The organism is Arthrobacter sp. 754 (genome assembly GCF_040548695.1).
GTDB lineage: Bacteria > Actinomycetota > Actinomycetes > Actinomycetales > Micrococcaceae > Arthrobacter.
In genome coordinates this window covers 304,350-316,789 of record NZ_JBEPSC010000006.1, presented here as the reverse complement: position 1 = coordinate 316,789, position 12,440 = coordinate 304,350, and the positions used below count along the sequence as shown (strand labels likewise).

At 64.5% G+C, this 12,440-nt stretch carries 13 protein-coding genes; 7 read left to right on the top strand and 6 right to left on the bottom strand.

The features are described from left to right. Window positions 1-77: 77 nt before the first annotated feature. Window positions 78-1,448: an alpha/beta hydrolase family protein gene (locus ABIA70_RS18195; protein ID WP_354148977.1), complete on the bottom strand. Its 1,371-nt coding sequence runs from the start codon at window positions 1,446-1,448 to the stop codon at window positions 78-80. Further along, a complete protein-coding gene (locus tag ABIA70_RS18190) occupies window positions 1,448-1,750 on the bottom strand; it encodes a hypothetical protein (RefSeq protein WP_354148976.1) in 303 nt (100 codons plus the stop codon). The genes ABIA70_RS18195 and ABIA70_RS18190 overlap by 1 nt, the downstream gene beginning before the upstream one ends. Before the next feature lie 170 nt (window positions 1,751-1,920). Here ABIA70_RS18190 and purB point away from each other — a divergent pair, with 170 nt between their 5' ends. Continuing rightward, window positions 1,921-3,363 (top strand): adenylosuccinate lyase, encoded by a 1,443-nt coding sequence (gene purB, locus ABIA70_RS18185; RefSeq protein WP_354148975.1) that lies wholly within the window; start codon window positions 1,921-1,923, stop codon window positions 3,361-3,363. Window positions 3,364-3,492: 129 nt separating this feature from the next. After that, window positions 3,493-4,164, top strand: a complete 672-nt coding sequence (locus ABIA70_RS18180) for a histidine phosphatase family protein (RefSeq protein ID WP_354148974.1) — start codon at window positions 3,493-3,495, stop codon at window positions 4,162-4,164. A gap of 35 nt (window positions 4,165-4,199) precedes the next feature. Here ABIA70_RS18180 and ABIA70_RS18175 read toward each other — a convergent pair whose 3' ends face one another. The 3 genes from ABIA70_RS18175 to ABIA70_RS18165 form a co-directional block, all read right to left on the bottom strand. Further along, window positions 4,200-5,093: a serine/threonine-protein kinase gene (locus ABIA70_RS18175; RefSeq protein WP_354148973.1), complete on the bottom strand. Its 894-nt coding sequence runs from the start codon at window positions 5,091-5,093 to the stop codon at window positions 4,200-4,202. Beyond that, complete coding sequence (locus ABIA70_RS18170) at window positions 5,090-5,281, bottom strand: hypothetical protein (RefSeq protein WP_354148972.1); 192 nt, start codon at window positions 5,279-5,281, stop codon at window positions 5,090-5,092. Before ABIA70_RS18170 ends, ABIA70_RS18175 begins: the two co-directional genes overlap by 4 nt. A gap of 161 nt (window positions 5,282-5,442) precedes the next feature. Continuing rightward, window positions 5,443-5,970: a MarR family winged helix-turn-helix transcriptional regulator gene (locus ABIA70_RS18165; RefSeq protein WP_354148971.1), complete on the bottom strand. Its 528-nt coding sequence runs from the start codon at window positions 5,968-5,970 to the stop codon at window positions 5,443-5,445. A gap of 173 nt (window positions 5,971-6,143) precedes the next feature. On the opposite strand from ABIA70_RS18165, the gene ABIA70_RS18160 reads away from it, so the two are divergent. The 5 genes from ABIA70_RS18160 to ABIA70_RS18140 all read left to right on the top strand — a co-directional run bounded on the left by ABIA70_RS18160 (window position 6,144) and on the right by ABIA70_RS18140 (window position 11,349). After that, window positions 6,144-6,647, top strand: a complete 504-nt coding sequence (locus tag ABIA70_RS18160; protein WP_354148970.1) for a GNAT family N-acetyltransferase — start codon at window positions 6,144-6,146, stop codon at window positions 6,645-6,647. A gap of 73 nt (window positions 6,648-6,720) precedes the next feature. Next, window positions 6,721-7,155 carry an acyl-CoA thioesterase gene (locus tag ABIA70_RS18155; RefSeq protein ID WP_354148969.1) on the top strand — a complete coding sequence of 145 codons (435 nt, stop codon included), beginning with the start codon at window positions 6,721-6,723 and terminating at the stop codon, window positions 7,153-7,155. A 194-nt stretch (window positions 7,156-7,349) separates the two neighbouring features. After that, complete coding sequence (locus ABIA70_RS18150) at window positions 7,350-8,426, top strand: extracellular solute-binding protein (protein ID WP_354148968.1); 1,077 nt, start codon at window positions 7,350-7,352, stop codon at window positions 8,424-8,426. Window positions 8,427-8,473: 47 nt separating this feature from the next. Next, entirely contained in the window at window positions 8,474-9,541 is a 1,068-nt protein-coding gene (locus tag ABIA70_RS18145; RefSeq protein ID WP_354148967.1) for an ABC transporter ATP-binding protein, read from the top strand. After that, window positions 9,538-11,349 carry an ABC transporter permease gene (locus ABIA70_RS18140; RefSeq protein ID WP_354148966.1) on the top strand — a complete coding sequence of 604 codons (1,812 nt, stop codon included), beginning with the start codon at window positions 9,538-9,540 and terminating at the stop codon, window positions 11,347-11,349. Before ABIA70_RS18145 ends, ABIA70_RS18140 begins: the two co-directional genes overlap by 4 nt. Window positions 11,350-11,363: 14 nt before the next feature. Here ABIA70_RS18140 and ABIA70_RS18135 read toward each other — a convergent pair whose 3' ends face one another. Continuing rightward, the gene (locus ABIA70_RS18135) at window positions 11,364-12,419 is read right to left on the bottom strand and encodes an FAD-dependent monooxygenase (RefSeq protein WP_354148965.1); all 1,056 of its coding nucleotides are present in this window, start codon (window positions 12,417-12,419) and stop codon (window positions 11,364-11,366) included. Window positions 12,420-12,440 lie beyond the last annotated feature (21 nt).

Sequence of the window (12,440 nt, the reverse complement as noted above, 5' to 3'; positions counted from 1 at the left end):
CCGGGACCTATGTCCGGCCCAAGGGCCCGGCCTAGGTGCCGGGCCCTTGGGCCCGGCCTCCTCGGACGCCTGTCCGGTCAACCCTGCATTTTTCCGGTCGACACCTGGCGGTCAGCCTCCGGCCGCTGCGATGGACCCTGCAGCCTCGGACCTGGGGCATCCGCCGTTTCGGTCCGGCTTCGGGTCAGTGCGAAACGGGTGGCCGTCGCTTTGCCGCCCGCGCCCAGCACACCGCCAAGGACAGCGGTCGATGCCACGAGCGAGGGATCGGCGCTGGCCGAGATGAGCCTGGCGCCGTTCTCGTAGTTGCCGAGGTTGTGGCCCGGCCCAAGGCCCAGGTCCTCCCCCTCTGGCGTGTGGGCAGGGCCATTGAGCGTCACGGTGACCCTGTTCCGAGCGTCAGGGCCGGGTGTTCCGTCCGTTCCCGGAACCCAGTCCTGCCTGTGCTCCAGGTGCAGGGTGCTGATGCCTGCCGCCGGTGCGATTCCGCCTACCGGGGAGCCGGCGGTGAGCACGTACTTCACCTCGAACTCCTTGAGAATCAGCTCATCGGCTGCAAGGTTCATGGCATGGATTCCACCCTGGCTGTAGCCCACGGCCACCACCGGCGCCCCGGTTTCGGCCCCTGCAGCGCGCAGGGCCTGCACGACGGCCGCATTGATTTCCTTTGAGCGATGGTTAAGTCCTTCGCTGATCCCTGCTTCATCAAAGGGGTTGCTTCCTCCCATCTCACCCCCGGTCTGGGTACCGGGGATCACCACCACATACGCTTTCTTCCCCCCGTCATCCACCTCGATGACTTCGATGTAGCCGTCGCCGCGTTCATCGACTATCCGCGCCCGTTCCAGAAGTGCCGCAGGAGAACCGTCGAACTCGATGGGCACGCTCTCCTTCCGGTCCGCCGTCACGGGACGCGGCCTGAGCGCAGGTACAAGGTGCCCGGACGCCTCAAGGATGCTCCTCCGGACACCGGGAATACTGCGGAGAAACAGCTCTGTGCCACGGAGGTCCGGAATTGGCAGGACGTCCATGCGAACATGCTCGAAGTCCTTGAGAGTCGGGATGCCCCTGTCGGCGAAGTAGGCGGCAAACTCTTCTGCAGTCTCGTAGTCACGCTTACTGGCACGCACCTGGCTGCTGATGCGTTGCAGCTCGTCGCGGACCGCCCGGACGCTCCACTCGGCTTCGCCGACGGACAGCAGCGCCATGGTTCCCGAGGTCCTCGAATCGTTTTGATAGATGCCCAGGTCTTCCCGGATGCGGTGCACTTCCACTTCCACGGCGGCCAGTTCGCCGGCAAGATCGTCGAGCTTGCCGGCACCGCGGATGAGTTCCTCAAGCTGGAAAGTGATGCCTCCGATACCGCCCCTGATTTCGAGTTCCCCGTCAGCTGCAGGCCCGCTGAGCCGGATGGGGCCGCCGCTGCCGGAGGGCGTTACCTCGGCCATCAGTACCGCCCGGCCGTTGCTCCGTCCGGCGATGAAACCTCCCGCGCATGGCGGTGCACCGCCGCGGAGGCCTCTTGCATCCGCACCCGTGCCCTGCCAAGCGCCACCGCCTGGAGTGCCACGGAATTCCGGTATGCCCGCCCGGCTGGTGACTGCCAATCGAGCAGCTGGATTTCCCGGAAGCTGCAGGAAACACCTTCCACCCGCTCAATGCACCTTGCTACCCGCGTTGCCAGCTGCAGAACCTCATAGGCGCGCGACATGCATGCCCCCATGTCCGCTGTCCCCAAGTCTGCGCTCATGCCCGTTCCTCTCGCCCGTCACGTGGTGATTACCTGCCGGCATCTGTGTTGTCCGTTCCGACGCTACGGAACCGCGACCGCGCGCGGGAAGCACCGGCGTCGGCTATGTGGACAAGTCACAGCAAGCCTCCGCTTAAGCGGCCCCAGGGAGTTCGTGAAAGAATCAGCACATGCCTGAAACTGCCGCCACAGCTGATACCCGCACGCCCTCCGGACGCCTGGCCCTTGCCGCGTCACCGGTCCAGATCGCACTGGGGCCGCTGGACGGCCGTTACCAGTCCGCGGTCGCGCCACTCGTTGACTACCTGTCCGAGGCGGCACTGAACCGCGATCGTGTGGCTGTCGAAGTCGAGTGGCTCATCCACCTGACCAGCAACAATGTCCTGCCGGGAGCCGGACCCCTCAGCCAGGAACAGCAGGACCGGCTCCGGGCCATCGTCACCGAATTCGACTCCTCATCAGTCTCCGAACTGGCCGAAATCGAGGCTGTGACGGTCCACGACGTCAAGGCCGTGGAGTACTACATCGGCCGCCGCCTCCCGGGCATCGGCATCGAACACCTCACGGCGATGGTGCACTTCGGCTGCACGTCCGAGGACATCAACAACCTCTCCTACGCCCTCGGCGTCAAGGGTGCTGTGGAGGACGTGTGGCTGCCCGCCGCCCGCGCCCTCGTGGCCCAGATCAGCACCATGGCCGCGGATAACCGCGCCGTGCCCATGCTGTCCCGCACCCACGGCCAGCCGGCCACTCCCACAACGCTGGGCAAGGAACTGGCCGTCATCGCCCACCGCCTTACCCGCCAGCTGGACCGGATCGCCAGGACGGAATACCTGGGCAAGATCAACGGCGCCACCGGCACGTATGCCGCCCACGTGGCGTCGGTTCCGGGCGCCGACTGGCAGCAGGTTTCCAAGGCGTTCGTCGAGGGTCTGGGCCTGACCTGGAACCCGCTGACCACCCAGATCGAAAGCCATGACTGGCAGGCAGAGCTGTACGCCGACGTCGCGCGGTTCAACCGGATCCTGCACAATGTCTGCACGGACATCTGGAGCTACATCTCGATCGGCTACTTCGCGCAGATCCCCGTGGCCGGTGCCACCGGATCCTCCACCATGCCGCACAAGGTCAACCCGATCCGCTTCGAAAACGCCGAAGCCAACCTGGAGATTTCCTCCGGCCTGCTGGACGTCCTCGGCTCCACCCTGGTGACTTCCCGCTGGCAGCGCGACCTCACCGACTCCTCAAGCCAGCGCAACATCGGCGTGGCGTTCGGCCACTCCCTCCTGGCCATCTCCAACGTGGCCAAAGGCCTGGACCGCCTCGATGTGGCCGAGGACGTCCTCGCTGCGGACCTGGACACCAACTGGGAAGTGCTGGGCGAGGCCATCCAGATGGTCATGCGCGCCGAGGCCATTGCCGGCGTCGAGGGCATGGAAAACCCGTACGAACGGCTCAAGGACCTCACCCGAGGCCAGCGCGTCGACGCCGCCCGAATGCAGGAATTCGTCCAGAGCCTGGGCCTGTCCGCCGAGGCCGAAGAGCGTCTGCTCGCCCTGACCCCGGGCAAGTACACCGGCATTGCAGAGCAGTTGGTGGACCACCTCAAGTAGGGGCGGGCACGCACAGCAGGCACATCCCGGCCCAGGGCCGGGTCTGAACGAGCGGCCAACATTAATTACGACGTAAGCGCCGGGCTCCTGCGGGCCCGGCGCTTACGCTTTAAGTGCGAAACTGGGTCCATGAAACTGCTCCTCATCCGTCACGGCCAGACCCCCGGCAATGTACTGGGCCAGTTGGACACAGCCCATCCCGGGCCGGGGCTGACCGAACTCGGCGAGCGGCAGGCTGAGGCGATGGCCAGGTCGCTGGTCAACGAGCCGATCGGCGCCCTCTTCGCCTCAACGCTCCTCCGCACCCAGATCACTGCTGCCCCGCTGTCCCGGCTGCGTGGCCTTGAGATCGAGGTGCTGGACGGACTGCACGAAATCGAAGCCGGGGCCCTGGAAAAGCTGACCGACAAGGAATCGCACAAGCACTACATGGGAACGGTGTTTGCGTGGGCGGCCGGAGACCTGGACCGGAAAATGCCTGCCGGTCCCGACGGCCACGAATTCTTCAGCCGCTTCGACGCCGCCATCACCCTGATTGCTGAACGCGCTTTGCGCGACGGCGACACCGGAGTGGCAGCCGTCGTCAGCCACGGCGCCGCCATCCGCACTTGGGCAGGGCTTCGGGCAGACGGCGCAGATCACGAGTTCGCCGCCAAACACGTGCTGTCCAACACGGGAATTGTGGCTTTGGAGGGAAACCCCGACACCGGCTGGAAGCTCATCCATTGGGACGGAAGCCCGGTAGGCGGCCTCGCCCTGGCGGACCCCACGGCTGAGGACCCCACCGGCGCGGCCGGGTAGCAAATGTTCGCGTCACCGCACTGGGCGGGCCTGGTTTAGGCCAACAGCCGCTGCCTGTGGTTTGAAAACCACGCGTTCCGCGGCCGTCGGTGACCGAAGTCGGGGCGCCGGACCGCCGGAAGAAGCCGTCCAACCCATGCAGCAGCCTCGGCAGCCGAGGGCCGCTCCAGGGGATCCATGGCGGTCAGGGCCCGTAAGAGCGGTTCCCAACCCGGGGCCAGGGTTGACGGAAATTCCGGGCTGCGGAGCGTCCGGGCCACCATTGATTCAACCGCCGTGCCGGGAAATGCCTTCTCCCCTGTCATCAGTTCAAGAAGGACCAGGCCCATGGCGTAAATATCCCACGCCGGCTGCGCAGCACCGCCGGCAGCCTGTTCCGGGCTCATGTAGTGAACGGTGCCCGAGGAAATGCCGGCTTCGGGGGCGGTCCCGACGCGTGAGGCCACGCCGAAGTCGATGATGCGTACCGGGCTTCTCCGGAGGCCACTGAGCATCAGGTTTGCCGGCTTGATATCGCAGTGCACCAGGGAGTTGGTGTGGATGTGGTTCAACGCCTCGAACATGCCCAGTGCCCAGGGCGCCACTTCCGATGAGCCGCGCGGAGCGGCCCGGGTCAGCTCCAGGAGGCTGGTACCGAGGGCCAGTTCTTCCACCAGAAACGGCCGGTGGGCAAGGGGTCCGCCGGCCGGCATAATGCCTTCGGCGAGGAAACTGATGACGGAGGGATGCGTCAGGGCGGAAAGAACCCGGGCTTCGTTGTGGATGCGTTCCTGGGCCTTCCGGCCATGCTCTGCGGCGACTTTCACGGCCACCTCACGGTTTTCCGCAAGGTCAATGGCCCGAAAAACAATGGCCAGGGAGCCCCGGCCCAGGCGTTCCCGCAGCTGGAATCGCTCCGTGTCCGGGGCCGTGCCGGCGGAAACCCTCACTGGCCCGGGTGCATGACGGCGCCGGTCATGCCGGCATCAACGCCGCCGGATGATGCAGGCGGGATCCAGGCGTCAAGTTGAAACCCACAACCGCAGCGCCATACCGGCGGCAGCTGGACGGGAGCCTCGGCGGGATCGAACGAGTAGCCGGCAGCCTCATCGCCGAGGGCCGGGGTAACCAGTTCCATCGGTTCGCTGCAATGAAGCGGCGCGCTGCCGTGCCCTGGAACGTGTAGTTCGTCGAACAGCATGTCAATCTCAGAACACGGTGCAAAAGTGACCAAAGGACTCACGACTCCATCTCAACGGACTGAACAATCGTAAGCATACATATATGTAGTCCGACTAACTAGTCCGGCGAGATACTTTCGTCCAGCCGGTTCCGCCGCTCCCCTTCCAGCGCCTCTGCCATCCGCCGCAGGAAGTCCACCACCACGCGGGCGTCCTCCGCCGAAAGCCCCTCGGCCACCGCCATCATTCGGCGATGCATCCCTCCCAGGGTCAATCTGACTTCGTTGTCCGACTCGACAGTCGGAACTACCACTACAGAACGGCGGTCCGTAGGGTGGGGCTCCCGCCGCACATGCCCGCTCTCCACCAGGCGGTCGATCAGGGAGGTGGTGGAGGCGCTGGTGATGCCCAGAAACCGGCTCAGGTCCTTCGGTGCCGCGCTTTTGCCGGACGCCTGAACGCGAAGGAGGTAGCGGAGGGCAAGGATGTCCGTTTCACCCATCCCCATGGAGTCCCGGGTAGAGCGCCGGAGCGCCGTCTCGGCGGCGCGGTAGTCCCTCAGCGACTTCAACACGGCTGCGCTGTAGTCCAACTGGCCGTCCGGCCCGTACCAGTACCCAGAACCTTCATTGTCGATGGAAGCCATGCCATAACACTAGCCCGTCTTATATCTAGGCTTCCATGCAAAGTCGCCGCAGGCGCGCAGTGCGGGGTTATCAGTTTGCTTACTCCAAGGAAACACAGCGTTAACGGTGTCCTCCTAGGCTTGATAGGCATAGCCCTTCGCCACAATCGAGTTCGCCCGGAATCGAGGCAGTCATGCAGACCAATCCCCGTCTCAGCATCAGATCAGTCACGTGGTCCAACCCAGTGGGTGCTGATCTGCGCAGGGCCCAGCAGGCCGAACTTGATGCCCGCTTTGGTACGCCGGACCACGAACCGGGGACCCCGCCGTCGGGCGCCGATTGCGCAGTGTTCCTGGTGGCGTACGACAAAGCCTCCGGCCAGCCGGTCGGGTGCGGCGGCCTCAGGCTCCTCGACGGCGTCACTGCGGAGATCAAACGGCTCTACGTGCTCCCCTACACCCGGGGTTCGGGGGTGGCGAGCTCCATCCTGGCGGCGCTCGAGGCCGAGGCCTACAAACAGGGCATCACCCGGGTCAAGGCGGAGGCCGGCTCGGCGCAGCCGGATGGCCGCAATTTCTACCAGAACTCCGGCTTCGAACCCGTCCCCAACTTCGGTGCCTACATCGGGGTGGCGCACTCGTACTGCTATGCCAAGGCGATCGATTCCCACAGCGCAGCGCACACCGCCATGGCCTGAGCCGGAGGAGGCTGCGCCGTCACACTGCCCCCGCCACTGCGCACCCCGCCTCGCCGTCGACTAACCTCGCCCTATGGAATCCGCTGACATCACCTTCCGCACCCGCAAGTGGGTACGCCCCGAGGACCTCAACGCCAACGGCACCCTGTTTGGCGGAAGCCTGCTGAAGTGGATCGATGAAGAGGCTGCGATCTACGCGATTCTCCAGCTCGGAAACGGCCGGGCTGTCACCAAGTACATCTCCGAAATCAACTTCGTGAGCTCAGCCGTCCAGGGCGACCTCATCGAAATGGGCCTGACCGCCACCCGCTTCGGCCGCACGTCACTGACCATGCGGGCCGAGGTACGCAACATGATCACCCGGCAGAGCATCCTGACGATCGAGGAGATCGTGTTTGTGAACCTCAATCCGGCGGGCAAGCCGGAACCCCACGGCTATACCGAGATTACTTATGACCGGGACCGGATCCCGACGCACCACCTGACGGAAACCCTCGACCAGGACTGAGGGCCCGACGGCGGTCGGCGCGTGTTTGCCGCCCGTTCACCTCCCGCACGCTGAACGTTTCAGTGCTCGCACCAGACTGATCAGCCCGGCTGTTTATCAAATCGATAGCAATAGACGCATCTATTCGACGCGCCCAGCTATAGGCTTGCCGAACAATGCTCCGGTCCGCTCCAGTCCAGAAATGAGTCCTGATCGTGCGAAAATTCCACACCTTGGCCGCCGCCGTCGTCGCCGCTACCCTGCTTGCCGGTTGCGGGGGTGGATCCCCTACCCCGGCCACGTCCGGTGATGCTTCGTCCGCGCCCGCCGGTGCATCCGGGGAAACCCTCGTCATCTACACCAACTCCAATGGCGAAGGCCGTGGCGAATGGCTGACTGCCGAGGCAACGAAGGCGGGCTTCAAAGTAGAGGTGGTGGGCGCAGGCGGGGCGGATGCCACCAATAAGCTGATCGCCGAGAAGAACAACCCCATCGCCGACATCGCTTTCGGACTGAACAACATGTACTTCGCCCAGATCAAGGCCGAAGGTGCGCTGGAGCCGTACAAGCCGGCCTGGGCGGGAGACGTGGACCCGGAGCTTGGCGACGGCGAGGCCTACTGGCCGCTGGTCAAACAGGCTATTCTCCTCGGCTACAACTCGGACAAGATCAAGACCGATGCCGCTCCGAAGGACTGGACGGACCTCTGGACCAAGGATGGGTTCAAGGACCGCTACGAGCGCGTCACCGGCATGGGTACCGCCACCGCACAGCTGGTGTTCGCCAGCATTCTTACCCGCTACAAGGATGACTCCGGTGACCTGGGGATCTCTGATGAAGGCTGGAAGCAGGTAGAGCAGTACTTCCAGCACGGCAGCCCCGCCGTACCCAAGACGGACCTCTTTGCGCGCATCGCTTCCGGCGAGGTGGACATGGGCCAGATGCCGTCCTCGATCATCACCGAACGTGAGAAGACCTTCAAGGTCAATGTGGAGACCGTCATGCCGTCGGTCGGAGTTCCGCTCGCCGTGGAACAGATTGCCCTGGTCAAGGGAACCGACAAGAAGGAAGAAGCCCAGAAGTTCATCGACTGGTACGGCAGCGCCGAGGTCCAGGGCGCGTTCGCCAAGAAGTTCAACTCGATGCCGGTCAACAAGGTCGCGGCTGAACAGGCCAACCCTGAGGTGCTGGACTTCTTCGCCGACCTCAAGCAGCAGGACATCGATTGGGACTTCGTCCAGGAAAACATGGGCTCATGGGTGGAGAAAATCGAACTCGAGTACATGCCGTAGCTGCTCCCCCGTCCCGTTCTTTCAGTCCCACCCAGACAGGTTCCGCCATGATCCGCTTGGACAACATCGAAGTTTCCTTTGGTGATTTCATTGCCATTCCCAACCTCGACCTGCACGTCAAGCCCGGGGAGTTCTTCACCTTGCTCGGCCCGAGCGGGTGTGGCAAGACCACGGCACTGCGAACCTTGGCAGGGTTCATTGAGCCCTCCAAGGGAACAGTCCACGTGGACGGAAAAAACGTGACGAAGCTGCCCAGCGACAAACGCCAGGTGGGCATGGTGTTCCAGAACTATGCCCTGTTCCCCAGCATGAGTGTGTGGGAAAACATCGCGTTCGGCCTGCGGGTCCGGAAGGAAAAGTCAGCCGAGAGCGACCGCCTGGTGCGCGATATAGCGCACCGGGTGGAACTCAGCGACGAACAGCTGGGCAAGAACGTGGCTGAGCTTTCGGGTGGCCAGCAGCAGCGCGTGGCCGTGGCCCGCGCCCTGGTGCTCAAGCCGAAGATCCTGCTGCTGGATGAGCCGCTGTCCAACCTTGATGCGAAGCTCCGGCACCAGTTGCGGCAACAGCTCAAGGACCTGCAGAGCGAGTTCGGAATCACCACGGTCTATGTCACCCACGACCAGGATGAGGCCCTGGCCATGAGTGACCGGGTGGCTGTCTTCAACAAGGGAGTGGTGGAGCAGATAGGGACACCGCAGGATATCTACGACAATGCGGCCACGGAGTTTGTCTGCAACTTCATCGGCGACAGTTCCGCGCTCACCCCCGAGTTTGTGGCGGAGGTGAACAGGGCCTCCGGTGAGGATCTCAGCACGGGGGCCAACTCTTACCTCCGTGTGGAAAAAGCCTCCCTGACCCCGCCCGCGGAAGGCGGCGCCGCCGTCGGGCTCTCCGGTCAGGTTGTCTCACGTACCTACCACGGCCTCCACAGCCGCTATGTGGTCCGCAGCCACGGGGCGGAGATCCGGCTGCTCGTCAAAGAGGATGGCGGTGTGCAGCCGGAGCCCGGTGCGGACACCACCGTGTATGTCCAGCCCAACCACATCCTGCAGTATGACCGGGATACCGGGCTGGCCCTGGACAGGCAGGCCGAGCCAGTGGCCCTGCCATGAGCGCGCCTTCCTCCACCAAGGGCATGCTCCGCTCCCCGTTCGTACTGATCGTGGGCGTGATCCTCACGTGGTTCATCGCCGCCTTTTTGGTGTGGCCCAACCTGAACGTCCTGATGGTCACGTTCTTTCCGGACGGCAATTTCTCCGGCCGCGCAGCGGAAAAACTGCTGTCCTCGGACCGGGCCATGAAGTCCCTGGGCAACAGCTTCCTCCTCGCCGTGGCACTGTCCATCACCGTCAACGTGGTGGGCATCTTCATTGTGCTGATCACGCATTACTTCAAAATCCGCGGATCGAGAATTCTGTTCCTGGGCTATGCCTCGACCTTCATCTACGGCGGCATTGTGCTGGCTGCCGGCTACAAATTCATCTACGGGGACAAGGGAATCGTCACCTCGCTCCTGGTGAAGGTCTTTCCCGGGATGGATCCGGCCTGGTTCTCGGGGTTCTTTGCCGTCCTGGTGGTGATGACGTTCGCCACCACCACCAACCACATGCTGTTCGTGGCCAATGCGCTCAAGGGCGTTGACTACCAGACCATCGAGGCGGCCAAAAACCTGGGCGCCTCAACGTGGACCATCCTGCGCCGAATTGTGCTGCCGATGCTCAAACCCACCCTCTTCGCCGTCACTATCCTGTCCTTCCTGACCGGCCTGGGCGCCCTGAGTGCTCCCCAAGTGCTGGGCGGGCGGGAGTTCCAGACCATCACCCCGATGATCCTGACGTTCACCAACAGCCCCACATCACGGGACCTGGCCGCCCTGCTGGCCGTCATCCTGGGCGTGGCCACCATCCTGATGCTTGCCGTGATGTCCAGGCTGGAGAAAGGCGGCACCTACTTCTCCGTGTCCAAGGTCTCCTCCGCACTGCAGAAGCAGCAGATTACCAACCCGGCAGCGAACGCCACCGTCCATATCCTGGCCTACCTGCTCTTTGCGATCTACACCCTTCCTGTGGTCCTGATTGTGCTCTATTCGTTCGCCGACGGCGCCGCCATCCAGACCGGACAGATCTCGTTCGGCAGCCTGACGCTGGACAACTACGTCCACGTCCTGACCCAGCCCTCGGGCCTGCGGCCGTTCATCGTCAGCGTCGTCTACAGCGCGCTGGCTGCGGTCATCGCGGTGGGCGGGCTCCTCTTTGTGGCCCGCCTGCTGCAGAAGTACAAGAACTGGGTGAGCACGGTGTTCGAGTACCTGCTGCATATCCCCTGGGTTTTGCCGTCAGCGCTGCTGGCACTGGGCCTGATCCTCAGCTACGACCATCCGAATCCGCTGGTGGGCGGGGCAGTCCTCACGGGGACCACGGTGATTCTGCTGATTGCCTTCGTGACGGTCAAAATTCCCTTCACACTGCGGATGCTCAAAGCGTCTTTCGCCTCGGTCAACTCCTCCCTTGAGGAGGCTGCGGCCATCATGGGCGCCAAGACCCTGTACGTCTTCCGCCGCATCCTGCTGCCGCTGGTCCTGCCGGCTGCCGCCGCCATCACGGCGCTGAACTTCAACAGCATGCTGGATGACTACGACACCGCCATTTTCCTGGCGCACCCCCTGGTCCAGCCGCTGGGCCTGGTGATCAAGGCCAATACCGACGGCGCTGAAGGGGTCCAGGGCGTAGCCAACACCTTTGTGTACACCGTGCTGCTGATGGTGATCACCGGCGTCACCATGTATCTGGTCTACGGCCGGTCCAGCCGCCGCGGGACCTCGGGAAAGCGGCCCGGCGTGGCAGTGGCGGCGTCACCCGCTCCGGGCACGGTACTGGCGGAAGTTCCGGGCGGCAAGGAGCCGGCGGCGCCGGTACGCTGAGTCCGGCGCGCTGACTACCTGCCAGAGCCGCTTCCGACGGCGGTGCGCGCCTGCCGCCGTCGGGCCAGGTCGAGGAGCCGGTCCCGCAGCGGCTGGGCAGTCTCGGCGAGGGCCACCCGCCCCATCGCCGAAGATGCCAGGCGTATGCCCTGGGTGCGGAGCCGGCGCGAGCGGTCGTAGGTGCGGAACGCCTCTGCGCGGGGCCGGGTATTGAGCAGGCCGGCCAACGTGACTGCGTCCACCAGCGATTCACAGGCGCCGCGGCCGAGGTTGGGCGTCATGGCATGAGCGGCGTCGCCGATCAGGACGGTGTTGCCACGGACGTAGGACCGCAGCAGAGGAGTTGTCCAGATCCGCTGGGCCAGCGAGAGTTCGGGAGTGGCCCCGGCGAGGACTTGGCGGATAACCGGCCCGTGCCCTGAGAAGTGCCGCCTGACCTCCTCAAGCGTTGACGCGACGTCGATGCCGGTGGGCCCAAGGCCGGAACGGTAGCTTGCGAACCACAGGGTCCCGGTAGCGATGGGACCGATGCCGAACAGGTCCCCGCGGCCCCAGTACTCTCCCACTTGGTCAGGGTTGACGGGTACCGGGACGACACCGCGCACTGCGAGATAGGGCGTGAGCCTGGCGCCGGTCTGTGCGCCCCAAACGCTTTGCCGGACTGCGCTGTGCACGCCATCCGCACCGACCACCAGATCTGCTCCGGACGGAGCCGTGTCCACCCGCCCGGTGATCCGGCGGACTGAGTCCGGGACCGCCGCGTCAAGCAGGCGCAAAAGGTCCACGCGGGAGACCGCCACCGCGTCCGCGCCGTCGATACTGATCCAGGGAGCTCCAGCGGAATTTCTGAGGGCCCCGCTCCGGACAGCCGGGCTGCACCGCCTGACGTCCTCGAGGATACCCACCGTTTCCAGCGCCCGCTGCGCACTGGGCCACATGGCCAGCACCGTTCCAACAACCGGCAGTTCCGGCCGCTTCTCGATGACAGTCACTTCGAAGCGGTTAGCATCCAGGCAGGCTGCGAGGGCCAGGCCGGCGATACCGCCGCCGATAATCGAGATCGATTCCATGGGAGGAAGTTTACTACTTTT

Bases quoted from the DNA above. Each gene is read 5' to 3' on its own strand.
- ABIA70_RS18195 (WP_354148977.1), bottom strand. From the start codon at position 1,448: ATGGCCGAGGTAACGCCCTCCGGCAGCGGCGGCCCCATCCGGCTCAGC.
- ABIA70_RS18190 (WP_354148976.1), bottom strand. From the start codon at position 1,750: ATGAGCGCAGACTTGGGGACAGCGGACATGGGGGCATGCATGTCGCGC.
- purB (WP_354148975.1), top strand. From the start codon at position 1,921: ATGCCTGAAACTGCCGCCACAGCTGATACCCGCACGCCCTCCGGACGC.
- ABIA70_RS18180 (WP_354148974.1), top strand. From the start codon at position 3,493: ATGAAACTGCTCCTCATCCGTCACGGCCAGACCCCCGGCAATGTACTG.
- ABIA70_RS18170 (WP_354148972.1), bottom strand. From the start codon at position 5,281: ATGGAACTGGTTACCCCGGCCCTCGGCGATGAGGCTGCCGGCTACTCG.
- ABIA70_RS18165 (WP_354148971.1), bottom strand. From the start codon at position 5,970: ATGGCTTCCATCGACAATGAAGGTTCTGGGTACTGGTACGGGCCGGAC.
- ABIA70_RS18160 (WP_354148970.1), top strand. From the start codon at position 6,144: ATGCAGACCAATCCCCGTCTCAGCATCAGATCAGTCACGTGGTCCAAC.
- ABIA70_RS18155 (WP_354148969.1), top strand. From the start codon at position 6,721: ATGGAATCCGCTGACATCACCTTCCGCACCCGCAAGTGGGTACGCCCC.
- ABIA70_RS18145 (WP_354148967.1), top strand. From the start codon at position 8,474: ATGATCCGCTTGGACAACATCGAAGTTTCCTTTGGTGATTTCATTGCC.
- ABIA70_RS18140 (WP_354148966.1), top strand. From the start codon at position 9,538: ATGAGCGCGCCTTCCTCCACCAAGGGCATGCTCCGCTCCCCGTTCGTA.
- ABIA70_RS18135 (WP_354148965.1), bottom strand. From the start codon at position 12,419: ATGGAATCGATCTCGATTATCGGCGGCGGTATCGCCGGCCTGGCCCTC.